This window comes from Peribacillus sp. NPDC046944, assembly GCF_050272735.1.
Taxonomy (GTDB): domain Bacteria; phylum Bacillota; class Bacilli; order Bacillales; family DSM-1321; genus Peribacillus.
The window spans coordinates 217,839-242,379 of the sequence record NZ_JBNNML010000006.1; the positions used below are offsets into that span (position 1 = coordinate 217,839).

Below are 24,541 nucleotides of genomic sequence, written 5' to 3' on the forward strand. Positions count from 1 at the left end.
TCATCCTTTTCAATCATATCTTTTTCGTTTAGACGAAGAGGGAATGCCCAGTTGCTCTCGGTACTTCGCTACGGTTCGCCGTGCCAGGATGATTCCCTTCTCTTCTTTTAACCAAGTCACCAAATCTTGATCGGAAAGCGGCTTTTGCTTATTTTCGTTTTGGATGGCTGCCTGCAGATACTTTTTCGCCTGCATGCCTGACATATCTTCCACATGGCCGACCGACTGCAAGGACGTAGTGAAAAATATCCTCATTTCTAATGTACCAAAAGGTGTTTGAACATATTTCCCTTTGACAGCCCGACTTACGGTGGACTCATGAATACCGATTTCGTCCGCGATCTCCTTCATCGTCATTGGCTTTAAATAATTCAGCCCATGAAGAAAGCAGGCAGGCTGCTTTTCGACGATCGTTTGCATGACCTTTAGAATGGTTTCCTTACGCTGTTGGATTCCTTTTGAAATCCATTGAAACTCCTGCCACTTGTCCTGAATGAAACGCTGTACACCTTGATCTTTGTAACTCTTCATTTGGTTCAGATACCCTTTATCTACATGTAGATTCGGCGAATTCCCATCTGAATTTCCGACTAGCAGGATACCATCGATCGCTTCCACGACTACATCCGGTACAATATAGGAGGGCTTTTCCTGAAAAAAGAGTGACCCGGGCCTTGGGTTCAATGTCTGGACATAATCAAGCACTTGTTGTATTTCCTTCAAAGAGACACAAATCTTCTTACTTAAGTCTTTCCAGCGCTTTTCCACGAACTCAAGGAAATAGTTTTCAAGGATGGACTCCGCCAGTGGATTCACCCCTTCTGCTTTTGCCTGAAGAAGGAGGCACTCCTGCAGATTCCTTGCCCCTAGACCATGTGGCTCAAGCTCTTGTAACATTCCTAAGCTTTCTTCCAAAACGGCAGAAGACATACCGGGTTCACATATATCATCCAAATGAATCCGCAAATAACCATTTTCATCAAGGTTACGGATCAAGAACAATATAGCCTTTTGGTGTTCACCGGTTAGCTTTTGGTGATTTAATTGTGACATGACATGCTGTTCAAGTGAAAATGTGTCTTCACTCAATTGTTCAATCCAATAGTTCGAGTCATACGTGTTTTTTATATGTTGTTTTCCTTTTTTACGATCATAGGTAGGTTGAAATAAAGCGGAAACTGGTTGTTCCAGGGATATTAGAGGATTTTCCTCCACTTTGTTTTCTAAAAAGGATGTAAGCTCTTGTGTGGAATACTGCAACAATGTAATAGATTGCATTAATTCCTGGGTCATAGCCATTTTTAATGTTTGCTGTTGAAAAAGACCTGCCTTCATGTTCATACTCATCGATTCATCCCTCCCCCATTCCATTTTACATGATTAGGAGATAATTCTACACAAAAATTTGGAAACGCTTACTTTTTTCTGGAATGGTATAGTCGTATTTTATATAGCTTATGCTGAGGCAAAGCCCATCACGACTACTTTCCTGGAAATGACAAAGTTTCCTTGGAACAGATAAAAAATCGAGGATTTCAAACAAGAATCGAGTCTTTTTTCCATAAAAAAATCCCCTGCTTAATACATAAGCAGAAGATTTAGTAATGCCCTCGGCAGGAATCGAACCTGCATTTCAAGCTTCGGAGGCTTGCGTTCTATCCGTTGCACTACGAGGGCAGAATGGGAAGTTGGTTAACAACAGACTTAATTATATGATATAAACCGTTTGTTTGCAAGAGGCATTCAGGTTTAAAACCTTAATATATGGGTAGTATGGATAAAGTGGAAATTCATCCCTGAACGGCATAATTCAAATTAAATATAATTTGAAAGGAGCATTCATAGGAAATTGTCGAACGAATAATCAAATATCGGGTTTGTTTTGTTTGACCTTAATTGACCAAAAAGTGTATCATACATACATAAAGAATTTAAATGATTCTCTTAATCGAAGGAGGAAATGAACATGAATTTAATTCCTACAGTAATCGAACAAACAAGTCGTGGGGAGCGTGCCTACGATATTTATTCCCGTTTATTAAAAGACCGGATCATCATGCTTGGAAGTGCTATCGACGACAATGTATCCAATTCAATAGTCGCTCAATTACTATTCTTAGAAGCTGAAAATCCTGAAAAAGATATCACATTATACATCAACAGCCCAGGTGGAAGCATCACTTCCGGTATGGCTATCTATGATACGATGCAATATATCAAGCCTAATGTCTCTACTGTATGTATCGGTATGGCGGCTTCAATGGGTGCATTCCTATTGGCTGCTGGGGAAAAAGGAAAACGTTTTGCCCTTCCTAACAGTGAAGTCATGATTCACCAACCACTTGGAGGCGCACAAGGACAAGCAACGGAAATCGAGATTGCTGCCCGCCGAATCCTTCACTTGAAAGATAAATTGAACCAAATCTTAGCCGACCGCACTGGTCAACCTCTTGAAGTTCTTCAAAGAGATACAGAACGTGATAACTTCATGACTTCTGAGAGAGCTCTTGAATATGGCTTGATTGACAAAGTCATCACTCGTAGCCACCTTGATGAAAAGAAAGAATCTTAATACGAAACTGAACGGACTCCATTCGAGTCCGTTTTTTCTATAAAAAAAGGGATGCCGTGTGAGCATCCCATTTTTCTTATCCTTCTTGCTGTACGAATTCTACCAACGCTTCCATCGCATCCTGTTCGTCGCGACCGTCTACAATAAGCTTGATGGATACACCAGAACTAATGGCAAGGCTCATTAAACCCATGATGCTTTTGGCATTCACCTTTTTTCCTTCTTTTTCAAGGAAAACATCTGAATGAAAGCGGTTAGCCTCTTGAACGAAAAGAGCCGCCGGGCGGGCTTGTAAACCTGTCTTCAGTTTTACTTCTATTTGTTTTTCCACCATCTTGATCTCTCCATTTACACCTTATTATTTTTTCGCAGAAAAAGCTTCTCCCCCACGGAGTCTATCAGCTATTTCATCAATTTTTCGCAGTCTGTGATTAATGCCGGATTTGCTGATCGACCCACCAGAAACCATTTCACCCAGTTCCTTTAGGGTAATATCCTGAAAGGCGATCCGTAGCTCCGCGATTTCCCGTAACTTATCCGGCAAAATGCTTAGTCCCACCGTGTCTTCGATATAATGGATATTTTCAACTTGCCGCAGTGAAGCCCCAATCGTCTTATTCAAATTAGCAGTTTCACAATTTACGAGCCTATTGACGGAATTACGCATATCACGGACAATTCGTACATCCTCAAATCTTAATAACGCTGAGTGCGCCCCAACAATGCTTAAGAACTCGGCAATTTTCTCGGCTTCTTTTAAATAAATGATATATCCCTTTTTTCGTTCAAGCGTCTTTGCCTTTAAATCAAACTTATTCATTAATTCACATAAGGCATCATTATGTTCTTTATAAAGAGAGAAAATTTCCAGGTGATAAGATGACGTCTCTGGATTATTGACCGAACCTCCAGCAAGGAAAGCACCTCTTATATACGAACGCTTACAGCATTTCTTCCCAACTATATTATCGGATATGTCATGGAGAATTTCAAATCCTTCTCCTAATATTTCTAAATCGGTCAAGATCCGCTGTCCTCCCGCTGACATCCTGACAATATACACATTATTCTTTTTGAGTTTCATCTTCTTACGAACGAGCAGTTCGACCTGGACCTCATAACTCTTTTTCAAAAGTGTATAGATCCTTCTGGCAATCGCCGCATTTTCCGTTTGTATATCCACGACAAGCTTACGATTCGAAAAGGAAAGGGATCCGTTCATCCGGATGAGCGCACACAACTCGGCTTTCACGCAACAATCCTTACTTTCCAATGTAGTCAGTTCTTTTTTTGTTTCCGAAGCAAAAGACATTCATTTCACCCCCAATTGAACATAGGTCATCTATTTTTTAGTCAAAAGACAGTCTCCACCTATATTTAAGGAGCTATATGACTTTCATGTATCAGCATATTATATAGTAAATCCGCCACCTTTTTGGTGTCATGGCGAATGACGTCCCCCTCAAAGCTGAAAATGTGCCCCTGTATGATTTCAAGGCCCATTCTTTTTAAACTCTCGACATCATACACAACCGGTTTTGCATACTCCGCATGATACCGTTGCTGAATTTCAGATGGTATTTCTTCAGCATTGACAAGAATGCGATCTATGTAGGCATTTCCCATGTGATCATATATCGCTTTTATATGGTCGCTCGCGCTATAATCCAGTGTCTCCCCTGCTTGGGTCATTAGATTGCAGATGTACACTTTCTTAGCTTTGGAGCGGGCTATTTCTTCTCCGATACCTGGAACAAGTAAATTAGGAAGGATGCTCGTGTATAAACTACCTGGACCAATCACAATCAGGTCGGCCTGCTTGATTGCCTGAATCGTTTCACTGAGTGGCTTTATGTGTTGAGGAGATAGAAATACTCTTTTTATCTTCTTGCCTGATAAGGGGATTTTCGACTCTCCCGTTACAATCGTTCCATCTTCCATTTCAGCATGAAGGACCACACTTTGGTTAGCAGCAGGAAGGACTTTGCCACGGACATTCAGGAACTTACTCATTTCCTGGATTGCATGGACAAAGTCCCCCGTCAATGAAGTCATGGCAGCAAGGATTAGATTCCCTAATGAATGACCGGACAATTCATTTTTACTTTGAAAACGGTGTTGAAACATCTGCTCGACAAGTGGCTCTACATCCGAGAGTGCCGCCAAGACATTACGGATATCACCTGGAGCGGGGATGTGCATATCTTCGCGGATACGACCGGAGCTTCCACCATCGTCAGCAACCGTCACGATTGCCGTTATATCTACTGGGTATTTCTTCAACCCCCTAAGTAGGACTGGAAGGCCCGTTCCCCCTCCAATGATCACTACTCTAGGCTGTTTCTCTTTATCTGGCATCTACTTTCCCCTTACTCTTTTCGATATCACGATGGGACACATGAACCGTATAGCTCTTTTTAAAAAAATTAGAAATGTATTCGGTCAAAGCTACAGAACGGTGCTGACCACCTGTACATCCAATCGCAATAACAAGCTGGGCTTTTCCTTCACGTTTATAATACGGAAGCATGAACGCAAGCAAATCCGTCAGCTTTTCTAGAAACTTTTGAGTCTCGCCCCATTTTAAAACGTAACTGGACACTTCCTTATCAAGGCCAGTCTTTGGTCTCATTTGATCGATATAGTATGGGTTAGGCAGAAAACGCACGTCAAACACAAGGTCCGCATCAATTGGCAAGCCATGTTTGAAACCGAAAGACATGACATTAACAGAAAATCCAACCTGTTTATCCTTTGAAAACTCAGATGCAATCTTTTCCCTTAATTCGCGTGGCTTCAGCTGGGACGTATTGAAAATTAACTGCGCCCGACCTTTTAATTCATCCAAAAGGTCCCGTTCCAATTTAATGCCCTCTAACGGCCGGTCCATCGGAGCTAATGGATGAGTCCTTCTCGTTTCTTTATATCGACGGACCAAAGCTTCATCATCCGCCTCAAGAAAGAGGATCCTAGGGGAGACCCATGATGTTTCCGTCAATTGATCCAAGGCAAGGAACAAGGAATCGAAAAATTCCCTCCCCCGTAAATCCATGACAAGGGCTACTTTATTCATCTTATTTCCAGAGTCTTTCATCAACTCCAAAAACTTTGGCAATAAAGCGGGCGGCAAATTATCGACGCAAAAAAAACCGAGGTCTTCAAAACTTTGAATGGCCACCGTCTTTCCTGCTCCTGACATTCCTGTTATGACGACCAACTGCGTATCATTCATCTGCCCATCACTCATTCTTTTCGCCCCCTGGAGTAGTAATTGCTTTTATAAATAATCATTAACCTGGATCAAGTCGATAGGAAAGTAACTTAAACTCGGGTGTATAGGTAAAGGTACCGTAGATTACTCCGCTTCCCTGAACCATATAATCTAGAATATGATAATCCCCTTCAGCCATGTCCAGTTTTTTAACATCTTCAATAGGGTGCCAAAATAGCTCGCCTTCTTCACACACATCCACATTGATGCCATCGGAATCAGTAGCAAAGAAAGTAAACATCATCCATTCGGATAATACTTTGTCTCCATCCTTCATAATGAAGGTGAAGATTCCTTTAATGGTGGGGTTTTTCAAGTAAACGCCCGTCTCTTCACGGTATTCCCTAATACAGGCATCCCGGATTGATTCACCAGGCTCCATCTTGCCGCCTGGGGCTACCCACCATCCACGTCTTGGTTTCTTTAATAAAAGGATCTTATTGTCCTTAACTAATACACAGTTTGTGACACGTTGCACGTTCTTCACCTCAAATTGGCCTATGCTCGACTATAGAAACTTCTCCTCTGACTTCCTTAGAGTATCCGTTCAATTCTTAAATCACCGCTAGACATCCATCTGGCGATTTACAAATGCTTATAGTACAAACAAGCTGTATTTTACATCTTACCTCTATGATTAAACTATGTGTAGTATATCTTATCATTATACTATTTTTGAAATAAGCTAACAATAAAGGAAACTTCCTGGTTTGGTTGATTATTCATGACCACACAATCACTTTGTACCCATAACCCATGTCCCCCATACAAAAAAAAAGACACAGATTCCTCTGTGCCCAACACGTTATATAATAAAGGGGGTCAATACTACCCTAACTATACCCAATCTTTATTGCATGGATGTTACAACCTCGTTAAAACGCAATGACGAAGTGTAAATTTTTGTATAAGCCGTTACGCTTTAATTTGCAACTTTTCTTTTAATTCTTCCACATAGTGCTGAACCGATTGTGCAGCGATACTACCGTCCCCAGTAGCCGTTACGATTTGACGCAATGTTTTTTCACGAACGTCTCCAGCTGCAAAGATGCCTGGAACCCGTGTTTCCATTACATCATTCGTCTCGATGTAGCCCGTAGCATTCAAGATGCCCAGATTTTCAAAAGGCTTGGTTAAAGGAAGCATGCCGATATAGATGAATACTCCGTCTGCCTTTAGCTCTTTTTCTTCTCCGTTAGCCGTTGAAACAAGTGTGACACTACCGACTTTTCCGCCCTCTTCATTGATTTGTTTCAATGTATGATTCCAGATGAAGTCGATTTTTTCATTAGCGAACGCACGATCTTGAAGGATTTTCTGTGCACGAAGTTCGTCACGTCTATGAACGATCGTCACCTTAGAAGCGAAGCGAGTCAAGTAGACGCCCTCTTCAACAGCAGAGTCTCCTCCACCGATGACGAACAGTTCTTTCTCTTTAAAGAAAGCCCCATCACAGACAGCACAATAAGAAACACCGCGGCCACCCAACTCTTTTTCACCCGGGACGCCGATTTTCTTATATTCCGCACCTGAAGAAACGATGATAGATCGTGCTTTGAATTCCTTGGAGCCTGCTTTGATGGTTTTGTACTCTTCCCCATCAATGATTTCCTTAACATCTCCATAAGCGTATTCCGCACCGAATTTTTTAGCATGGTCAAACATTTTTGTGGATAGCTCAGGTCCAAGAATGGTGTCGAATCCTGGGTAGTTTTCGACTTCTTCCGTATTGGCCATCTGGCCTCCTGGCACTCCGCGTTCTAGCATCAATGTTGAAAGGTTCGCACGTGATGTATATACAGCAGCAGTCATCCCAGCAGGACCCGCTCCGATAATCACAACGTCATAAATTTTTTCAGACATAATTCTCACTCCTTCATATTCCATTACAAATGGAACTTTCACTACGGTTAGTGTTCCCTACCTATTATCCTATATAACAAATAATTTTTCGTCCAAATATTTGCTCAACCTAACAGGTTTTGAACAAGCTTTACATACTTCGACAAAGTGGACACCGATATGAAATATTTATCCGCGATGACCTGTTTACTCATCTTTTCGTTTTTCAGCTTATTCCATACATATTCGACAGCTGACGCCCAACCTGCTGGATTGTTCAGCTTCTGATTCGCATGGGTAGCCTCGACGAAGACAGAAAACCACATTAAATAAAGGCCTGCTTCATTTAATTGGATAGGGTGAAAATGCTGATATAACAATTCTGCCGTCCGATCGGCAAAACCAATCGCTGTCAGTTGGCGGTCTTTATTAGGTTCCTGCACCATGTCAGCATAATCCTTTTCCCATTCGGTGAAATTCTGCTTCATGCCGAAAACCTGGTTTTTCAAAAGCTTCGGTTTATGAACGGAGTGCTTTAATAGGAAAATAGCAAACAATCTTTCTTCGATAAATTCACTATCAAGCCGTTTTATAATAGAAGGAAGGTGATTTTCAAACCCATCAGAGGTAGCGTTCATATCCCCCCATGGCTCCATACCTTCTTTTTCTGGATTCATTTCAATGACCTTTTTCCATGCTTTTCTGGCGGCCTGTTCATGTCCTAAATGATGAGCCGATATCGTCAGCCAATAGTAGAACGTTCCGTCGCCTTCAAATCCTTGCTTTTGTAGCACATTTAACCATTTATATGCAGATGCATAGTTTCCGATTAATGCAAAAGTGGCACCGAGCTTGAAGCGATGTTCCGATAGCATCGGCCGGATCTTTTCGAGCATCGAAACAAGTTCATCCACCTTCTCATCTTCCTGTTGATAATGATAAAAGACGACTAAATTGCATAGCGCATGCAGGTTTCCTGGGCTTTTTTCCAGGACCTCATCCAATGTGGCGAACGCCTCATCTTCCTGCCCAAGGTAAAAGTAGGCTAACGCAAGGTTATTGTAAGCGGACCAGTAATCCTTATATTCGGCAATCGTTTCTTTTAACACTTCAATCGCTCTAGGGAAGTCGCCCGCTTCCAAATATTCACGCGCTTTCTCCTGTTTGGCAATCAGGCCATCATGCTTGAAGGGATTTTCCTCCGAACCATCTGACTCAAAGGTGATCAGTTCAAGAAGATCCTCAGCGTCGTCACTGAATTCCCCGTCTTCCTCTTTATCCAGGTAAGCACTCGCATGGCGGTATGCTTCCTTGAACATGCCTAAATGGGCATAATTATTGGCTAGGAAGTAATGGCATTCCGACATAAAGGGATCCATTACATCCAAGATATTTTCTAGAAGGTTATTGGAATAATTGTATTCTCCGATTTCCGAACAAGTAATTGCCAATTGGCATGCAATCATCGGTTCAGCGGGTTCAAGTTCCAAGGCACGTTCCAGGTATTTTTTTGACTTTGGTAATTCATGTCTATGATATGCTTTTAAACCCTTGGTGAAGTAATACTCACCAGTTGGGTGAAAGGTTAGAATTTTTGCCTGTTGGCCATAATTAGAGTCTTTACTCATGTAATCCTCCATCTACAAGTTGATTAACTATAGTATTATACCATATGGAAGGATTTTTGCCGAACGATTCAAGAAACTGGAAATTGAAATTTGACTTCCTTTTTCTCGATTTGACGGGTGGCCTTTGTAAAAAAAATACCCTCCGAAGAAGGAGGGCAATAGACCTGCTTAGGCCTTTGATTTTGGCTCGTCTTTTACGGAATGCCTAGCTTTTAATACATCAAGAACGGCCTGGAAAGGTAATTCCTGTTCTTGTAGCAGGACGAATAAGTGATAAAGGAGATCGGCACTTTCCATCGAAAGTTCTTCGGCATCACGGTTTTTGGCAGCTATGATGACTTCAGCCGATTCTTCCCCCACTTTTTTCAGGATTTTATCAACGCCTTTTTCGAATAAGTAGGTCGTATAAGATCCTTCAGGCATTTCTGCTTTTCGCTCTGCAATCAACCCTTCCAATTCCGTTAGGAAATTCACGTTCGTTGGTCCAGATTGTTGCACTTCTTCATCTTTATAAATCGTTGTGCCAAAGCAACTAGTTGCACCAGTGTGGCATGCGGGCCCTGCAGGTACAACTTTCACGACTAATGCATCCTGGTCGCAGTCATATTTCATTTCGACTATTTTTTGTGTATTTCCGCTCGTTTCCCCTTTATGCCATAACTCATTGCGAGAACGGCTATAGAATACCGTCTCCCCTTTTGCAATGGACAGATTCAAGGATTCTTTGTTCATGTAAGCAAGTGTAAGCACTTCTCCTGTACCAGCATCCTGGATAATCGCTGGAATAAGGCCTTTTTCATCATATTTAATAGTATCGAAATTCATCGTACAACCACTCCTTGTTGTTTGAGAAACGTTTTGACTTCTTTAACTGATGTTTCTTTATAATGGAAAATTGAAGCCGCCAATGCCGCGTCCGCTTTTCCTTCTTCAAATGCAGTCTGGAAATGCTCCGCATTCCCGGCACCACCCGAGGCAATGACCGGAACGGAAACAGCTTCAGATACCGCTTTCGTTAATGCAATGTTAAACCCTTGCTTCTCGCCATCACAATCCATGCTAGTTAATAAGATTTCACCGGCACCACGGCTGACCGCTTCCTTTGCCCACTCTATGACTTCCCATTCTGTCGGTTTTCTGCCCCCATGGGTATACACACGCCAAGAACCAAGTGCTTCATCATATCGTGCATCAATGGCAATGACGATGCATTGCGCTCCAAAGTAATCGGAACCTTCATTGATTAAGTCAGGTCGTAGGACGGCGGCTGTATTTAAAGACACTTTATCAGCGCCTGCTCGTAGAATCTTCTTCATGTCCGCTAGTGAGTTAATCCCACCGCCAACCGTAAAGGGGATGGCAAGGCTACCTGCCACACTTTGAACGACGTCGACAATGGTTTCCCGTCCTTCATGCGAAGCAGAAATATCAAGGAAGACCAGTTCATCGGCTCCTTCTTGATCGTAAAAGGCCGCAAGTTCGACAGGGTCCCCCGCATCTCTTAAGGAAACAAACTGAATCCCCTTAACTACGCGTCCATCCTTTACATCCAAACAGGGGATAATCCGTTTTGTCAGCATTTAACCACGCACCTTTTCCAGCGCTTCTTTTACCGTGAAGCGGTTCGTATAAATGGCCTTGCCGATAATTGCCCCTGCCACACCTTGGGCTTCATATTCTTGGAGTTTGATAAGGTCAGCAAGCGAACTGATGCCTCCTGATGCGATCACATTCTTACCGGTTGCTTCCGCCATCGCGACAATCCCCTTCACATTAGGACCCGAAAGCATCCCGTCCGTCGCGATATCTGTCACGATAAACGTTTCCGCACCGGCATCAGCAAGAATTTTCCCAAGATCGATGGCCAGTGTTTCAGAGGTTTGTAGCCAACCATGCGTGGCCACTTTACCATCCTTCGCATCTATTCCAATCGCGATGTGTTTCCCGTATTTTCTAATCATTTCTTTTGTGAATTCAGGATTGGAAACGGCTGTGCTGCCAAGAATGACACGCTCTACACCGTTATCGAGATAATGGGCAATATCCTCCTCCGTCCGAATCCCGCCGCCGATTTGGACACGCGCCCCCAACTCTTTTGCCGCTTTAATCACGTATGAGTCATTGATGCGCACGCCTTCTTTGGCCCCATCCAAATCAACCATATGTATCCACTCTGCTCCTTGGTCCGCAAAGCTTTTGGCCATATCAAAGGGAGAATCTCCATAGACCGTTTCCTGATTATAGTCTCCCTGGATTAAGCGGACGCATTTGCCGCCCCGCATATCAATCGCCGGGTAAATCGTAAAGTTGCTCATGCTTTTTCCTCCCCTTCCACTAACGACAAATAATTTTTCAAGAGAGACATGCCCATCTGCCCGCTTTTCTCCGGATGAAACTGCATGCCGAACACATTGCCTTTCCCCACGATCGCCGGTACCTCCACATCATAGGTTGCTGAAGCGATCATATAAGATTCATCGGTATCCGCATAATAGGAATGGACGAAGTACACATGCTCTTCTGCAAGACCGTCGATTAATGGCGAAGATTGTTTAAATTCAAGGTGGTTCCAGCCCATATGTGGTACTTTATATGTTTGTTCGTTAGCATCAACACCGGTAAAACGAACGACTTTCCCTGGAATTAGAGAAAGTCCTTTTGCTGGTCCATTCTCTTCACTTTCATCAAATAGAAGTTGCATGCCAAGGCAAATCCCGAGTAAAAATCCACCATCGGCGACGTATTGTTTCAGGAACTCATCAAGCTTCTGTTTTTCCAAAAGACTCATCGCATCTCTGAATGAACCGACGCCTGGTAGGATGATGCCTGTAGCTTTGGCCAGCTCGGCTGGGTCGTCGGAAATGAATGAATCAGCTTCCAAACGTTCGAGCCCCTTACTGACGGAAAATAAATTCCCCATTCCGTAATCGACGATCCCGATCATTTACAACATTCCTTTCGTCGATGGAATCCCTTTTTCTCGCGGATCGATGGACGTAGCTTCATCCAATGCACGCCCAAGCGCTTTAAAGATTGCCTCGATCATATGATGCGTGTTATGGCCATAATGAACGACGACATGTAGGTTCATTCGTGCTTCAAGCGCAAACTTCCAAAGAAATTCATGCACCAATTCCGTATCGAATGTCCCGACCTTTTGCGAAGGGAACTCTGCACGGAACTCAAGATGCGGCCGATTACTTAAATCGATGACCACTTGAGCAAGAGCCTCGTCCATCGGTACGAAGGCATTTCCATAACGTTTGATGCCACGCTTGTCCCCAAGGGCTTCCAATAACGTCTGCCCTAAGCAAATGCCGATATCTTCAGTTGTATGATGATCATCAACCTCCGTATCCCCCTTCGCATCCACAGTAAGATCGAACTTCCCATGCTTCGTGAACAAATCAAGCATATGCGTCATAAACGGAACACCCGTCTCAATCGACGAATTCCCTTCCCCATCGACACCAAACCTCAAACTAATATCCGTCTCATTCGTCTTCCGCTCCACACTAGCAAAACGCTCCATAACTAATCCTCCTCAAATCGGGGGTCAGACCCCATTTCCCAAGTTCGCAAACTCTTTGACAAGACTTATATATCAATACTTTCAATGATTTATTTAGGGGTCAGACCCTATTTCCCAAGTTCCTGCACACCACGGGATTCGATGGCGCGTGCGTGGGCTTCGAGTCCTTCCATTCGGGCAAATGCTGCAATTTTCGCCGCGTTTTGTCGGAATGCCGTTTCACTGTACATGATGATGCTCGATTTCTTTTGGAAATCGTCAACATTTAATGGACTAGAGAAACGGGCCGTCCCGTTCGTAGGTAAGACATGATTCGGTCCTGCGAAATAATCCCCCACCGGTTCCGAACTGAAACGGCCGATAAAGATGGCCCCGGCGTGGCGGATTTTCGCCATCACTTCAAGAGCATCACGAGTCACAATTTCCAAATGCTCTGGTGCCAGCTCATTTACGGCACCAATGGCCTCGTCCATATTCTCACAGACAACAATCCGCCCGTAATCCTTAATCGCAGCTTCTGCAATTTCCCGCCGTGGAAGTAATGCAACCTGCTTCTCCACTTCTTTAGCCACTTCCGTTGCAAGAACCATTGAAGTCGTCACAAGGACACTACAGGCACGAGCATCATGTTCTGCCTGTGATAACAGATCCGCGGCCACTTCCGAAGCAACAGCCGTATCATCTGCAAGGACGGCAATTTCACTAGGGCCTGCAATCATGTCGATTGCCACGTCCCCGAATACTTCCCGTTTCGCCAATGCTACATATATATTGCCGGGACCGACGATTTTATCGACATGCACAATCGTTTCTGTTCCATAAGCAAGTGCCGCAATCGCTTGAGCCCCACCGACCTTGTAAATCTCCGTCACACCGGCAATTTTCGCAGCGGCTAAAACGGCCGGTGTCAATTTCCCGTCTTTCCCAGGTGGAGATACCATGACGATTCGCTTCACACCCGCAGCTTTGGCAGGCATCACATTCATCAGAACGGATGATGGATAGGCAGCCGTTCCACCGGGAACATAAACCCCAACCGCATCAAGGGGCGTCATTTTCTGGCCCAGCATCGTTCCATTCTCATCGGTTGTGATCCAGGAGTTCCTAATTTGTTTCTCGTGAAACATTCTGATATTATCGGCCGCTTCCTGAATGATCGCTACCTGCTCCTCAGTTAAATCCGCTGTTGCCTGTTCGATTTCCTGTTCGGTAACTAGAAACTCATCAAGACGAACGCCGTCGAAACGTTCCGTAAAATTATGTAATGCTTCATCCCCATTTTTTCTCACAGCATAAATGATATCCTGTACCGCTTTTCGTTGATCGGCAGTACCAGCATCAACTGAACGCTTCAAGGAAATCCCTTCTGCAAACCGTGTAATTTTCATGTTTCCACCTCATAAACGTACGTATTATTGTTCTATGATTTCCGCTAAACGATCGACAATTTCTGTAATTCTCGCTTCTTTAATTCGGTAACTGACAGGATTCGCCACCAACCTTGAAGTCACATTGGCAATTTTCGCATATTCGACCAAACCATTTTCCTTCAATGTTTGACCTGTTGAGACGATATCCACGATTCTCTCTGCCAAGCCAATTAATGGAGCTAACTCAATCGAACCATTCAATTTGATGATTTCGACCTGCTCACCTTGTTGGCGAAAATAACTCGAGGCCACATTCGGGTATTTACTCGCAATTTTAGGGGCAAACGAGCTGATTTTCGTTCCTGGTAGACCGGCCACTGCTAAGTAGCAAGCACTGATTTTCAAATCTAGCAACTCATAAACATCGCGTTCTTCCTCTAACATTACATCCTTGCCCGCAATCCCCATGTCCGCAACTCCATGCTCCACATAGGTTACGACATCCATCGGCTTCGCTAAAATGAACCGAAGATTTTCCTCTTCCACTTCGATGATCAACTTACGGGAATCATCAAACTCAGGAGGTAGACGAAAGCCGGCCTTCCTTAATAGCTCTGCCGCTTCTTCAAAAATTCTGCCTTTAGGCATCGCGATTGTTAAAAAGCTATTACTCATCTTGTCCATTCCCCCCATTCCCTACAAACATATGCACATCAGAAAAAGTTCTTGTAAACGCATCGACATTTTGTACAACCGTAATATCTTGAATCGTGATTCTCTTGCCTTCCAGTCGTTTCGATTTCGCAAAAGCAAGGGCTTCCGCTCGGCGCTCTGGACTGAACAAAATGCATTCCGGCGCAATTAGCTGACTAGGTTCGCCTAGTGCTTCGGCAAGGCGGTCGACACGAATTGCAAAACCAGTGGCAGAGGCATCCCATCCGAATTTTTCAAGTAAGTTGTCATAACGTCCACCATTCCCGATCGGCGACCCGACTTGACCTGCATACACTTCGAACAGCGTTCCGGTGTAATAACTCATATGACTGACTAGCGTTAAATCAAGGTTCACATACTGATCGACACCGAATTCCTTCAGCTGTACAGCCAGTTCCCTCAGTTCATCGAGTGAATCCCGTCCTTTTCCATTCTCAAGCAGCGCCATTGCTTTTGACAAAGTGCCCTCACTTCCTCTTAAGGAAATGAATTCGATGAGCCTTTGTTTATCAATAGAAGAAAGCGGAAGCGATTTTACATGTTCACGAAAACCAACATAGTTCTTCTCATATAACAACTTTCTTAAAACCGAGGCTCTTTCTTCCGTCCCTAATATGCTCAAGAAAAATTCCTGTAAAAATCCGATATGCCCGATGGATATTTTGAAATCCTCGAGGCCGGCAGCCTTCAGGACATCGGTAAGTAACGCGATCATTTCCGCATCCGCACTGATTGATTTGTTTCCAATACATTCAATGCCGATTTGCTCGAACTCAGCCGGTCTCCCGCCTTCACGTTGCTGGGCGCGATACACATTGGCTGAATAAGCTAGACGTAGTGGGATTTGTTGTTTAAGCAGTTTCGATGCCGCCACCCGGGCGATTGGAGCCGTCATATCCGGTCGAAGCACAAGCGTATGTCCCTGGGCATCAAGCAGTTTAAATAATTGCTGATCCAAAATGGCAGAAGCTTCCCCGATCGTTTCGTAATATTCCAAAGCAGGTGTTTCAATAAATTGATACCCCCACTTCTTGATCTCATCACTCATCTTATTTCGAACCGATACTTTGGTTTCGTATAGCATCGGTAATGTATCTCTCATCCCTAACGGTTTCTCAAACATAAATGGCTTAGTCACGACTGCACATCCTTTTGGAATAATGGGTACTGTATGTATTTCCATTCGACCCCCCTCTTTTAAAATGCAGGGCCTTGATAAATTAAATATGTGTATACTTATATCTTTCCTATATGCCAATCTTAAAACCCCACTATGGGTCACATGTAAAATACTATCAAAAAAACTAACATAATCCTATAAATAATCGCAATTATCTATCAAATCGCTTTAGTTCGCTAATATGGTAACAAGATGAAGTTATTACTAGTGTACTCCTGCCCCCACCTCCCGTCAATGAAAAAAGGGGGTCAGACCCTATTTCCCAAACTCCTTATAAGCACCCGAGACTTACAGCGGCGTGGTTTTGGAAAAAAACAGGAAGGGTCAGACCCTATTTCCCGGTCCTTTTCTACTATCTTTGTTCGATTTTCATTATTGTTATATATCTTTTGGTATGGAGGATTTATAATTTTTAGTGGTTTAGGTGTATTTTAACTTCTTAGGGGGAAATGATTTTGAAGAGATTTTTGTCGTTTATTGTTGCAAGTGTCATCATTTTTACGTTCGGGTTTGGCGGGGATAAGGGGTTTGCCGCAATGAAAATCAATCAAGATGAGCTGAATGCCTATCTTGCTGAAATAAGAATGACGGAAGACGAGTTAAAAGAGTACTTGGACTACTATGATTTAACTTTGAAAGATTTCGATTCATTGGAAGAGCTACGCGATACTTGTGGTCCCATCGTTACTCCAGAATCTTTACAGGAGCTCCTGGATGAATATGAAATGACCGAAGAAGAGGTTACGAGCTTATTAGTGGAATATGGCGAAATGGAAAAAGGGGAAACCATTCTCGATTCGTTCCACTTCATTTACGATATTCAAGATATCATTGATATGGAGTTAGAATCGGACATGGATTATGCCGACGAGGATCTTCTTGATTTGATGGATGGTCTATTTACCGAAGTCGATCTCACAGAAGAAGAACTCGACCGCCTGATGAACCATTTGTTGCCCATCGTCGAGGACCCTTCCTTCGAATCACGCTTAATGGCGATTGCCGATAAGATGGAACAATTGGAATACTTTGATACAATCGATGAACTTTCCGCTGAACAAGTGGCTGAAATGCTTTCAATTTATGATGAATTGCAAAACTTGTTGCAGATTCAATTCAAGTTTTCCTTAACTCATGAAGGCGTTACCTCCACTCTTTCTCTTGAATCATTATTCCAGCTAGAGGATTTAACGAATGCTAGCTTGCTAGTCTCCATCTATGACTTAAGTGGCAACCTCTTGCTTGATTTTAAATTGACTGGGGAAATGATTGGTTCCAATTTAGTGAAAGAAACAGGAAATGACCTTAAGCAAACAACGAAGGTCATAACCAAAGTGGCTGATGTAAAACAAGAAAAGCCTACACATAAAACGGAAAAAGGTGCTTTGATGCCCAAAACTTCCGGTAACTATCTTTTTGGTGCGTTAATCGGCTTAGTGATGATTGCCCTTGCCTACAGGCTGATCAGAAAAGCGACACTCGTAAAATAAGATGAATCCCAAGGAAAAGAAAAAGTGGCTGCTCCTTGTAGCTTCCTGCCTCATAATTGTAGGGTTTTATTTTACGACGACGAATGCCTATACGCTGTTAAAAGGCTATGCCCTCTATAAATGGAACAAGCCGGATAGTGTGGAGTCGACGGCGACCCTACACCAAGAAAAAAAGGACCCTGTTCCTGATCAACTATATGAAAAAAGGCCAGAAATGGGCGACCTGGTGGGTGAACTGTATATCCCCAAGCTCGAAGCAACCTTACCGATTTTTCATGGAACAGATGAGGATGAGCTTGAAAAGGGAGTCGGCCATTATGCAGGTTCTGTCCTGCCTGGGGAAAAGGATAATTCCGTTTTATCTGGCCATCGGGACACTGTATTCCGGAAGCTAGGTGAGGTTGGTAAGGGGGACTTGCTAATCACGAAGACAGAAGCAGGCACGTTCACGTATAAGGTAAGAAAGGTCCGTATTGTTGATGCCGATGACCGGACCGTGATCGTACCCAAGCCCAAAGCCACGCTAACGGTAACAACCTGCTATCCTTTTTCATATATTGGTAGTGCACCAGAGCGATATGTATTGATTGCTGATTTACTGAAATCGGAAGTGGACAATTAAAAGAGAGGGCTGCATCCTTTTTGCAGCCCTCTCTCCATTATAAGAGAGTAGGAGGACGGGCGCGTGACCGATAAAAGGGCGCAGGAAAAGTTCTTTCAAATCGTAAGAAACACATATGAAATCACGTCTAGTGAAGAGAATATATCATTGGCAGAGGTTATGGATCAGCTAAAAAAGGATTTGTCCCAGCTAAAAGGACTTACTCATTGAGCAAGTCCTTTTTCTTATAAAGAAGTTTGCTGTTCACGCTTCAGCATTTCTTCTTTGGTATAAATCAGCTGCATCGGATTCCCACCAACGAAAGCTCCCTCTGGAACATCCTTATGAACAAGCGTCCCAGCTGAAACAATTGCCCCATTTCCGATTGTCAGTCCCGGAAGAATGGTGGAATTAGCTCCAATCAGTACTTCGTCCCCAATGACCACCTCTCCCAACCGGTACTCGTCGATCAAATATTCATGAGCAAGAATCGTCGTATTATAGCCGATGACTGTATTCCGCCCCACTGAAATCTTTTCAGGAAACATGACATCCGGCATGACCATCAAGGCGAACGAGGTATGCTTTCCCACTTCCATTCGCAGAAAGGTCCGGTACAACCAATTTTTCATGCCTAAAAACGGTGTATATCTTGCTAGTTGAATCACAATAAAATTCTTCACGACTTTCCAGAACGGGACGGTTTTATACACATGCCAAAGTGAATTGGCCCCTTTCACTGGAAAGCGGGTCGTCCGTCTCATCCCTTAACCTCTTCAAACTTCTCAGCCTCTACTATATCCAATAAATCATACATGTTCTCCAGCATGAAATCTGGATGAAAGCTTTCCAGGAACTCCCGGCCCTTTATGGACCACGCAACACCGGCCGTTCTCGTTCCGGTGTTTTTTCCACCAAGAATATCATGATGGCTGTCGCCAATCATCACCGCTTCTTCTGGAATTGAGTCAAGCTGCTTTAATGCTTTTAACAGCGGCTCCGGATCTGGTTTTGCGTGTTTCACTTCATCCAAAGTGACTACGACATCAAAGAATTGGTCAAGTTTGCTTAAGCGTAAGCCTCTTTCGACAATATCCCTTTTTTTCGTCGTCACGACAGCTAGCTTATAGCCACTTTGCTTCAATGTTTGGACCGTCTCGAAAACCCCATCAAATTGGGTTACCAGCATATCATGGTTTTTCCAATTATGTTCGCGATAGCGGGCGATCATTTCATCCGCGCGTTCCGGGTCTATCGAAGTAAACGTATCGACCAATGTCGGGCCTATGAATGGGATAATGTCCTCCCGCTTGAATTGTCCGGGATAATAATGGTTCAACGTTTCCGTAAAGGAGGCGATGATTAATTCATTCGTATTGATCAACGTTCCATCCAGGTCAAATAATAGTGTAGTTATTTTACTGTTCATATGCGGCATCCTTCCTCTGTACACTGCTGTATCGATTCCATATATAAGCGACTACCATCGTCAGGACAATGGCGGTGACCAGCCTGATTAGTAATAAAGGCAAAACGGGAATCCCCAGTGGTATAAAAATCAATGTATCTTCTATAACGGCATGGCAGGCTACTAAAAAGATGAACGCGAGGGTCATATCCTTCTTCGAGACATTGTCTTCCTTGGCAGCCTGAATCATCACACCCGCTCCATAAGCAAGGCCAAGCGTCAGCCCTGCCACAAATGGCATTGATGTATTTGGCTTCATCCCCAGGATTTTCATAAAAGGAGCAAGTGCCTTGGAGAAGGCCTCCAGCCATTTTAAGTCTTTCATAATCTGAACAACGACCATAAGGGGCATCACGATGAGCGCCAGCTGTCCAATTCCGTATAGAGCCTGAATGACCCCATGTAATAGAATCGCACCCGTCCCGGTAATCTCGACTGTCTCCGGAACCGCAAAACCTTGGGCCATTTCCGTTCCACCCTGCCAAACGAGATTGATGATGACGGCAGACACTAGGGCGAGACCAAACCGGACCAGCAAAATGACCCACAGCTTGACGCCCGTTTTCATGGCTACCCCCGATTCGATAAATAAATTGTGTGAAAAGGATAACATCACGGCAATGATGAAGACTTCCTTTACCGTGAGATCGAGCGTCAAGATTCCTGCAATTGCCGCATATAAATTCAAGAAGTTCCCTAGTACAAGCGGGATGGCCGCATCACCAGGGAGACCGATTAAATTCATCAGTGGCGCAATTAAGTCAATCATCCATGGTAATACAGGTGTATACTGAAGCACCGTCACAATCAATGTAACCGGAAAAATGATTTTCCCCAATGTCCAAGTAGTATTTAAACCAGAAAGAATTCCCCTCTTAACGGAATCTACTATCACTATGCCCTCTCCCTTTACACATATTCTCTATGCATCTAAATATCGTTTATCCGCATGACCACGGAACCTTCTATAAAGAATGAAAGCAACAGCAATAATGATCAAGACAATGGAAATCACTTGGGCAATCCGAAGTGAATCCGTCAGCATCAAACTATCGGTCCGCAGCCCTTCAATGAAAAAGCGACCAACTGAATACCATAGAACGTATGTTAAAAATAACTCTCCCCTACGCAAGTTCACTTTACGCAATAATAGGAGGATGACCACGCCGACTATGTTCCAGACCGATTCGTATAAAAAGGTCGGGTGATAATACGTTCCATTTATGTACATTTGATTAATAATGAACTCTGGAAGATGTAAGTTTTCCAAGAAGGCCCTGGTTACTTCCCCACCGTGCGCTTCTTGGTTCATGAAATTGCCCCAACGGCCAATGGCCTGACCTAGCAACAAACTTGGAGCAGCGATATCCGCCAACTTCCAAAATGATACGTTCTTTACCTTTGCGAAGATGATGGCGGTTAGGACCGAACCGATTAATGCCCCATGGATGGCAATTCCGCCATTCCATATTTTAATGATGTCCCCGGGGTTTTGTGAATAATAATCCCATTGGAAGATAACATAATAAATGCGTGCACATATAATCGCAATGGGCACTGCAAACAGGATCATATCCGTAAATAGTTCCTTGTCCAGACCTCGGCGTTCTGATTCCCTTAAGGCAATGATAAGGCCCAGTAGTACCCCAAACCCGATAATCAGCCCATACCAATGTATCTGGATGGAACCAAGTTCAATCGCAATCGGATTTAGTGGTTGAATTCCTTGCTCCATTTTTTCCCCTCTTTTCTGATAACTTTACTTAAAATTCATCGTTGTCCGAATCGGCAATAGCATTATTTAAACGATCCGAAAATTGTTCCGCCGCATTAACACCCATGCGTTTTAACCGGTAATTCATGGCGGCCACTTCAATGATGACAGCTAAATTTCGTCCTGGACGAACCGGAACGGTGATTTTCGTAATCTCTGTATCAATGATTTTCATTGTCTCTTCATCCAGACCGACCCGGTCATATTGCTTATTCTTTTCCCAAAGTTCCAGATTGATGACGATGGAAATTTTCTTGTGGCTCCGAACAGCTCCGGCCCCAAATAACGTCATGACATTGATGATGCCCAGTCCCCGGATTTCAAGAAGGTGCTCAATTAAATCCGGAGCATTCCCGACAAGCATATCCTGATCTTCCTGGCGGATTTCGACGCAATCATCGGCTACAAGACGATGTCCACGTTTAACCAGTTCGAGCGCCGTCTCACTTTTACCGACCCCGCTTTTTCCGGTAATCAGTACACCCAATCCATAGATATCCACTAACACGCCATGAATCGCTGTAGTGGGAGCTAATTTACTTTCGAGAAAGTTCGTCAGACGGCTGAATAACCTCGTTGTCTTCATGGAGGACCGCATGACAGGAACGGACTCGCGTTCCGATGCTTCAATCAACTCGATAGGCACTTCCTGCCCACGAGTGATGATGATTCCCGGTGTATAGTCTCTACATAGTTCTTCCATCCTTTGAATTCGATCGGCCTCATTCAGACGGTTGAAGAACGACATCTCCGTCATTCCCAGGAGTTGTACGCGATCTGCAGGATAGTAGTCGAAGAAACCAGCTATTTCTAATCCTGGTCGAGAAAGGTCACTTGTAACGATTGGACGGTTGATGCCTTCTTCACCACTGATAAGTTCAAGATCGAATGCTTCAACTACATCCTTTGTACGGACTTTTGCCATATATCTTTCCTCCTTTTTTGGAGCGATGTTTATTTTTAGCGATACTTTTTCATTTTAGCATTATTCTGTAAATAACCAAACCACGCATGATCAATTTATTCTTTTTTCCTATCCGGAAGCTACTTTACCCCTTTCCCATTTGATTATAATGAAGAATACAGGATTTCGAAAGGAAGGGATAACACATGAAAATCGTACTTGATGCCGGCCATGGTTATACGACCCCCGGCAAGCGATCTCCCGATGGCATGAAGGAATATGAGTTCAATCGCGAGACGGCTGCCTTCATCAAACACTATCTAGAAAAATCAAAAGGCATCACGGTTTATTACGCCCACGAAGATGAAAGGGACGTCCCTCTTGGCGAACGAACCCGGAAATCCCATGCCCTCGGAGCTGACCTATACCTCTCCATCCATGCGAATGCCGCTGGATCAGGGAAATGGCATGAGGCAAACGGGATTGAAACTTATGTTCATACCTCTAAACCGAAGGAATCGCTCTCCCTCGCCGAAAAGGTCCAACATGATTTGGTAAAAGCCACACAATTGAAGAACAGAGGAGTGAAGACGGCAAACTTCCAGGTTCTTCGTGAAACAAAATGCCCTGCACTATTAATCGAATGTGGGTTCATGACCAATCAACAGGAGGCCTACCTTTTAAAAACGGAAGCCTTTCGGAAAACATGCGGAGAGTCCATCGCCAAAAGTGTCCTTGCCCATTATAAGCTTAAAAACGAGGGCTCCTCCACCATTCTGTATAAAGTCCAAATCGGAGCCTTCACGGATAAGAAAAAAGCTGAAACCCTTGTCAAAAAGTTGGCCAAAGATGGTTATGATGCCTTCATTACCAAGCAAACATAAACAAAGCCCGTCAGTCTAACTGGCGGGCTTACGCTTTTTTTTACTTTTAAGAAACCGTGATGGCTGCCGTTTTCGTGTCGGCGAATACATGGAGGACCGAATCATCAAAACTAGTCGTTTTAAACTTAAGCACTTTTTGAACCACATCACTTTTTTCTTCGACGATGGTCATTCCCTCTAAGCTTACGTTAAAACTTCCTAAGTTAGACTTCAACTCTCCTTCAATCGCCTTTCCTGGAGGCAAAATCAGCTGGACCTTCCCAGTAATCGATTTGGCATGGATTGCTTCACAATCCTGCGCTTGATTCTTGCAGACGATTTCCCCGTTAAAGGACTGAACATCCATTTTCTTGAAGTGCCCATCGGCATTAATTGCCCCATTTAATGTTTCTGCCTCGAGCTCATCATAATTCGTATCTGAAATGGTGATGGTTCCGTTACCCGTTTCAAGTTCGCACGTTTCACCTTTCCCTTGTTGGATATGGATGACACCATTTGCCGTCTTGGCCTTAAGTTTCTCTGCTGTCAGGGATTCTGTAGTGATTGCACCGTTAAACAGCCTAACCTGAATGTCTTCATAGGCCTTGCTCGGTATATACAACACCGTATCGACCTTCATCGTCTTTTCACGGACCTTGAACTTCATTTTCCCAGCGTCGATTGCGAAGTGAACTTCCTCTAGGAAGGACTCCCTCGCCTTTTCTATATCTTCCACCCGATACACTTTAGCAAGACATTCCACTCGTACATCCTGTTGGTCCCATGTTGCAATTTTCACTTTCCCATTTGCGATATCGATATCGATTTCATCCAGGTACTCATAATCATGTTGAAAAATATGACTGACCTCGACTGATTTCCCAAAGTTAAAATCCAAATCCGTTTCTTTAATCTTTTTATATGCACTTTCAACGAAGCCTAAGATTTTTTCCTTAGAGGATTGTACATTCTTCTTGAAGCTATCCTGGGCACTGTCATCACTTTTCTGATTGACAACAACGGTGGATAGCTCATTTTGCAACTTCTGCTCTTTTGCATCACTTTCCAAACTAGCCTTTTCTAATTCCTCCAACAGATTCAATGCTTCTACAGCTGTCAGCTTTCCTTCTTGTACCATCTCTAATATTCTCTGTTTTTCCGCTTGCATAGACATCCCCACTTTCTTAGAGTACCTTACACATACATACGCCCAGACAGGTGAAAAGTTTCATAATTATCCCAATTCCATTTATCGACAAAGAGTGGCGACAATTTCTGAAAGGGGAAAGAACACATTTCCCCGGAAATAATGGAGTTCAATTGATTTTAATC

27 protein-coding genes and 1 tRNA gene are annotated in these 24,541 nt (G+C 43.6%); 5 read left to right on the plus strand and 23 right to left on the minus strand.

Features of this window, described 5'->3' with window-relative positions; all coding sequences use genetic code 11:
• Positions 1 to 9: 9 nt before the first annotated feature.
• Together rpoN and ACQKIC_RS13320 are read right to left on the minus strand one after the other, a co-directional pair.
• Positions 10 to 1,347, minus strand: coding sequence for an RNA polymerase factor sigma-54 (gene rpoN / locus ACQKIC_RS13315; RefSeq protein WP_402870743.1), 1,338 nt, complete (start codon positions 1,345 to 1,347; stop codon positions 10 to 12).
• A gap of 258 nt (positions 1,348 to 1,605) precedes the next feature.
• Positions 1,606 to 1,677 (minus strand) — tRNA-Arg (locus ACQKIC_RS13320).
• Between the two features lie 289 nt (positions 1,678 to 1,966).
• Here ACQKIC_RS13320 and clpP point away from each other — a divergent pair.
• On the plus strand, positions 1,967 to 2,572 hold the full coding sequence (gene clpP, locus ACQKIC_RS13325) for an ATP-dependent Clp endopeptidase proteolytic subunit ClpP (protein WP_402870740.1): 606 nt from the start codon (positions 1,967 to 1,969) through the stop codon (positions 2,570 to 2,572).
• A 76-nt stretch (positions 2,573 to 2,648) separates the two neighbouring features.
• On the opposite strand, the gene ACQKIC_RS13330 is transcribed toward clpP, so the two are convergent.
• From ACQKIC_RS13330 to ACQKIC_RS13400, 15 genes are all read right to left on the minus strand, one after another.
• Positions 2,649 to 2,906, minus strand: coding sequence for an HPr family phosphocarrier protein (locus ACQKIC_RS13330; protein WP_402870738.1), 258 nt, complete (start codon positions 2,904 to 2,906; stop codon positions 2,649 to 2,651).
• Positions 2,907 to 2,930: 24 nt separating this feature from the next.
• Positions 2,931 to 3,884, minus strand: coding sequence for a DNA-binding protein WhiA (whiA, locus tag ACQKIC_RS13335; RefSeq protein WP_402870734.1), 954 nt, complete (start codon positions 3,882 to 3,884; stop codon positions 2,931 to 2,933).
• 65 nt (positions 3,885 to 3,949) lie between these two features.
• Positions 3,950 to 4,930, minus strand: coding sequence for a gluconeogenesis factor YvcK family protein (locus tag ACQKIC_RS13340; RefSeq protein ID WP_402954508.1), 981 nt, complete (start codon positions 4,928 to 4,930; stop codon positions 3,950 to 3,952).
• Positions 4,920 to 5,819: an RNase adapter RapZ gene (gene rapZ / locus ACQKIC_RS13345; protein WP_402991305.1), complete on the minus strand. Its 900-nt coding sequence runs from the start codon at positions 5,817 to 5,819 to the stop codon at positions 4,920 to 4,922. Before rapZ ends, ACQKIC_RS13340 begins: the two co-directional genes overlap by 11 nt.
• Positions 5,820 to 5,862: 43 nt before the next feature.
• A complete protein-coding gene (locus ACQKIC_RS13350) occupies positions 5,863 to 6,321 on the minus strand; it encodes an 8-oxo-dGTP diphosphatase (protein WP_402871330.1) in 459 nt (152 codons plus the stop codon).
• Between the two features lie 437 nt (positions 6,322 to 6,758).
• Positions 6,759 to 7,709 (minus strand): thioredoxin-disulfide reductase, encoded by a 951-nt coding sequence (gene trxB, locus ACQKIC_RS13355; protein ID WP_402871328.1) that lies wholly within the window; start codon positions 7,707 to 7,709, stop codon positions 6,759 to 6,761.
• 101 nt (positions 7,710 to 7,810) lie between these two features.
• The gene (locus tag ACQKIC_RS13360) at positions 7,811 to 9,313 is read right to left on the minus strand and encodes a tetratricopeptide repeat protein (protein ID WP_402954514.1); all 1,503 of its coding nucleotides are present in this window, start codon (positions 9,311 to 9,313) and stop codon (positions 7,811 to 7,813) included.
• Positions 9,314 to 9,481: 168 nt separating this feature from the next.
• Entirely contained in the window at positions 9,482 to 10,138 is a 657-nt protein-coding gene (gene hisIE, locus ACQKIC_RS13365; protein WP_402870724.1) for a bifunctional phosphoribosyl-AMP cyclohydrolase/phosphoribosyl-ATP diphosphatase HisIE, read from the minus strand.
• Positions 10,135 to 10,893: an imidazole glycerol phosphate synthase subunit HisF gene (hisF, locus tag ACQKIC_RS13370; RefSeq protein WP_402870721.1), complete on the minus strand. Its 759-nt coding sequence runs from the start codon at positions 10,891 to 10,893 to the stop codon at positions 10,135 to 10,137. Before hisF ends, hisIE begins: the two co-directional genes overlap by 4 nt.
• Positions 10,894 to 11,628, minus strand: coding sequence for a 1-(5-phosphoribosyl)-5-[(5-phosphoribosylamino)methylideneamino]imidazole-4-carboxamide isomerase (gene hisA / locus ACQKIC_RS13375; RefSeq protein ID WP_402870718.1), 735 nt, complete (start codon positions 11,626 to 11,628; stop codon positions 10,894 to 10,896).
• Positions 11,625 to 12,257, minus strand: coding sequence for an imidazole glycerol phosphate synthase subunit HisH (gene hisH / locus ACQKIC_RS13380; RefSeq protein ID WP_402870715.1), 633 nt, complete (start codon positions 12,255 to 12,257; stop codon positions 11,625 to 11,627). Before hisH ends, hisA begins: the two co-directional genes overlap by 4 nt.
• The gene (hisB, locus tag ACQKIC_RS13385) at positions 12,258 to 12,845 is read right to left on the minus strand and encodes an imidazoleglycerol-phosphate dehydratase HisB (RefSeq protein WP_402870712.1); all 588 of its coding nucleotides are present in this window, start codon (positions 12,843 to 12,845) and stop codon (positions 12,258 to 12,260) included.
• 107 nt (positions 12,846 to 12,952) lie between these two features.
• The gene (gene hisD / locus ACQKIC_RS13390; protein ID WP_427591423.1) at positions 12,953 to 14,233 is read right to left on the minus strand and encodes a histidinol dehydrogenase; all 1,281 of its coding nucleotides are present in this window, start codon (positions 14,231 to 14,233) and stop codon (positions 12,953 to 12,955) included.
• A 24-nt stretch (positions 14,234 to 14,257) separates the two neighbouring features.
• Positions 14,258 to 14,890 (minus strand): ATP phosphoribosyltransferase, encoded by a 633-nt coding sequence (gene hisG / locus ACQKIC_RS13395; protein ID WP_427591425.1) that lies wholly within the window; start codon positions 14,888 to 14,890, stop codon positions 14,258 to 14,260.
• On the minus strand, positions 14,883 to 16,112 hold the full coding sequence (locus tag ACQKIC_RS13400) for an ATP phosphoribosyltransferase regulatory subunit (protein WP_427591426.1): 1,230 nt from the start codon (positions 16,110 to 16,112) through the stop codon (positions 14,883 to 14,885). Before ACQKIC_RS13400 ends, hisG begins: the two co-directional genes overlap by 8 nt.
• 452 nt (positions 16,113 to 16,564) lie before the next feature.
• Between ACQKIC_RS13400 and ACQKIC_RS13405 the strand changes: the two genes are divergently transcribed.
• From ACQKIC_RS13405 to ACQKIC_RS13415, 3 genes are all read left to right on the plus strand, one after another.
• Positions 16,565 to 17,599, plus strand: coding sequence for a processed acidic surface protein (locus ACQKIC_RS13405; protein WP_427591427.1), 1,035 nt, complete (start codon positions 16,565 to 16,567; stop codon positions 17,597 to 17,599).
• A gap of 1 nt (position 17,600) precedes the next feature.
• Positions 17,601 to 18,221, plus strand: a complete 621-nt coding sequence (locus ACQKIC_RS13410; RefSeq protein WP_427591428.1) for a class D sortase — start codon at positions 17,601 to 17,603, stop codon at positions 18,219 to 18,221.
• 63 nt (positions 18,222 to 18,284) lie between these two features.
• A complete protein-coding gene (locus tag ACQKIC_RS13415) occupies positions 18,285 to 18,431 on the plus strand; it encodes a hypothetical protein (RefSeq protein WP_402870694.1) in 147 nt (48 codons plus the stop codon).
• Between the two features lie 14 nt (positions 18,432 to 18,445).
• On the opposite strand, the gene ACQKIC_RS13420 is transcribed toward ACQKIC_RS13415, so the two are convergent.
• From ACQKIC_RS13420 to hprK, 5 genes are read right to left on the minus strand one after another with little or no spacing between them, the layout of a single operon-like run.
• A complete protein-coding gene (locus ACQKIC_RS13420) occupies positions 18,446 to 18,964 on the minus strand; it encodes an acyltransferase (RefSeq protein WP_402954544.1) in 519 nt (172 codons plus the stop codon).
• Positions 18,961 to 19,629, minus strand: a complete 669-nt coding sequence (gene ppaX, locus ACQKIC_RS13425; RefSeq protein ID WP_427591429.1) for a pyrophosphatase PpaX — start codon at positions 19,627 to 19,629, stop codon at positions 18,961 to 18,963. Before ppaX ends, ACQKIC_RS13420 begins: the two co-directional genes overlap by 4 nt.
• Entirely contained in the window at positions 19,619 to 20,563 is a 945-nt protein-coding gene (locus ACQKIC_RS13430) for a nucleoside recognition domain-containing protein (RefSeq protein WP_403079582.1), read from the minus strand. The genes ppaX and ACQKIC_RS13430 overlap by 11 nt, the downstream gene beginning before the upstream one ends.
• A 27-nt stretch (positions 20,564 to 20,590) precedes the next feature.
• The gene (gene lgt, locus ACQKIC_RS13435; protein ID WP_402870683.1) at positions 20,591 to 21,403 is read right to left on the minus strand and encodes a prolipoprotein diacylglyceryl transferase; all 813 of its coding nucleotides are present in this window, start codon (positions 21,401 to 21,403) and stop codon (positions 20,591 to 20,593) included.
• A gap of 28 nt (positions 21,404 to 21,431) precedes the next feature.
• Positions 21,432 to 22,367 (minus strand): HPr(Ser) kinase/phosphatase, encoded by a 936-nt coding sequence (gene hprK / locus ACQKIC_RS13440; protein WP_402870680.1) that lies wholly within the window; start codon positions 22,365 to 22,367, stop codon positions 21,432 to 21,434.
• A gap of 185 nt (positions 22,368 to 22,552) precedes the next feature.
• Here hprK and ACQKIC_RS13445 point away from each other — a divergent pair, with 185 nt between their 5' ends.
• Complete coding sequence (locus ACQKIC_RS13445; protein WP_427591431.1) at positions 22,553 to 23,230, plus strand: N-acetylmuramoyl-L-alanine amidase; 678 nt, start codon at positions 22,553 to 22,555, stop codon at positions 23,228 to 23,230.
• Positions 23,231 to 23,276: 46 nt separating this feature from the next.
• On the opposite strand, the gene ACQKIC_RS13450 is transcribed toward ACQKIC_RS13445, so the two are convergent.
• Complete coding sequence (locus tag ACQKIC_RS13450; RefSeq protein ID WP_427591432.1) at positions 23,277 to 24,377, minus strand: DUF4097 family beta strand repeat-containing protein; 1,101 nt, start codon at positions 24,375 to 24,377, stop codon at positions 23,277 to 23,279.
• Between the last annotated feature and the right edge of the window lie 164 nt (positions 24,378 to 24,541).

What these genes read in the sequence shown, in the direction of transcription:
- rpoN (WP_402870743.1), bottom strand. Translation starts at nt 1,347, where the DNA reads ATGAGTATGAACATGAAGGCAGGTCTTTTTCAACAGCAAACATTAAAA.
- clpP (WP_402870740.1), top strand. Translation starts at nt 1,967, where the DNA reads ATGAATTTAATTCCTACAGTAATCGAACAAACAAGTCGTGGGGAGCGT.
- ACQKIC_RS13330 (WP_402870738.1), bottom strand. Translation starts at nt 2,906, where the DNA reads ATGGTGGAAAAACAAATAGAAGTAAAACTGAAGACAGGTTTACAAGCC.
- whiA (WP_402870734.1), bottom strand. Translation starts at nt 3,884, where the DNA reads ATGTCTTTTGCTTCGGAAACAAAAAAAGAACTGACTACATTGGAAAGT.
- ACQKIC_RS13340 (WP_402954508.1), bottom strand. Translation starts at nt 4,930, where the DNA reads ATGCCAGATAAAGAGAAACAGCCTAGAGTAGTGATCATTGGAGGGGGA.
- rapZ (WP_402991305.1), bottom strand. Translation starts at nt 5,819, where the DNA reads ATGAGTGATGGGCAGATGAATGATACGCAGTTGGTCGTCATAACAGGA.
- ACQKIC_RS13360 (WP_402954514.1), bottom strand. Translation starts at nt 9,313, where the DNA reads ATGAGTAAAGACTCTAATTATGGCCAACAGGCAAAAATTCTAACCTTT.
- hisIE (WP_402870724.1), bottom strand. Translation starts at nt 10,138, where the DNA reads ATGAATTTCGATACTATTAAATATGATGAAAAAGGCCTTATTCCAGCG.
- hisF (WP_402870721.1), bottom strand. Translation starts at nt 10,893, where the DNA reads ATGCTGACAAAACGGATTATCCCCTGTTTGGATGTAAAGGATGGACGC.
- hisA (WP_402870718.1), bottom strand. Translation starts at nt 11,628, where the DNA reads ATGAGCAACTTTACGATTTACCCGGCGATTGATATGCGGGGCGGCAAA.
- hisH (WP_402870715.1), bottom strand. Translation starts at nt 12,257, where the DNA reads ATGATCGGGATCGTCGATTACGGAATGGGGAATTTATTTTCCGTCAGT.
- hisB (WP_402870712.1), bottom strand. Translation starts at nt 12,845, where the DNA reads ATGGAGCGTTTTGCTAGTGTGGAGCGGAAGACGAATGAGACGGATATT.
- hisD (WP_427591423.1), bottom strand. Translation starts at nt 14,233, where the DNA reads ATGAAAATTACACGGTTTGCAGAAGGGATTTCCTTGAAGCGTTCAGTT.
- hisG (WP_427591425.1), bottom strand. Translation starts at nt 14,890, where the DNA reads ATGAGTAATAGCTTTTTAACAATCGCGATGCCTAAAGGCAGAATTTTT.
- ACQKIC_RS13400 (WP_427591426.1), bottom strand. Translation starts at nt 16,112, where the DNA reads ATGGAAATACATACAGTACCCATTATTCCAAAAGGATGTGCAGTCGTG.
- ACQKIC_RS13410 (WP_427591428.1), top strand. Translation starts at nt 17,601, where the DNA reads ATGAATCCCAAGGAAAAGAAAAAGTGGCTGCTCCTTGTAGCTTCCTGC.
- ACQKIC_RS13420 (WP_402954544.1), bottom strand. Translation starts at nt 18,964, where the DNA reads ATGAGACGGACGACCCGCTTTCCAGTGAAAGGGGCCAATTCACTTTGG.
- ppaX (WP_427591429.1), bottom strand. Translation starts at nt 19,629, where the DNA reads ATGAACAGTAAAATAACTACACTATTATTTGACCTGGATGGAACGTTG.
- lgt (WP_402870683.1), bottom strand. Translation starts at nt 21,403, where the DNA reads ATGGAGCAAGGAATTCAACCACTAAATCCGATTGCGATTGAACTTGGT.
- hprK (WP_402870680.1), bottom strand. Translation starts at nt 22,367, where the DNA reads ATGGCAAAAGTCCGTACAAAGGATGTAGTTGAAGCATTCGATCTTGAA.
- ACQKIC_RS13445 (WP_427591431.1), top strand. Translation starts at nt 22,553, where the DNA reads ATGAAAATCGTACTTGATGCCGGCCATGGTTATACGACCCCCGGCAAG.
- ACQKIC_RS13450 (WP_427591432.1), bottom strand. Translation starts at nt 24,377, where the DNA reads ATGCAAGCGGAAAAACAGAGAATATTAGAGATGGTACAAGAAGGAAAG.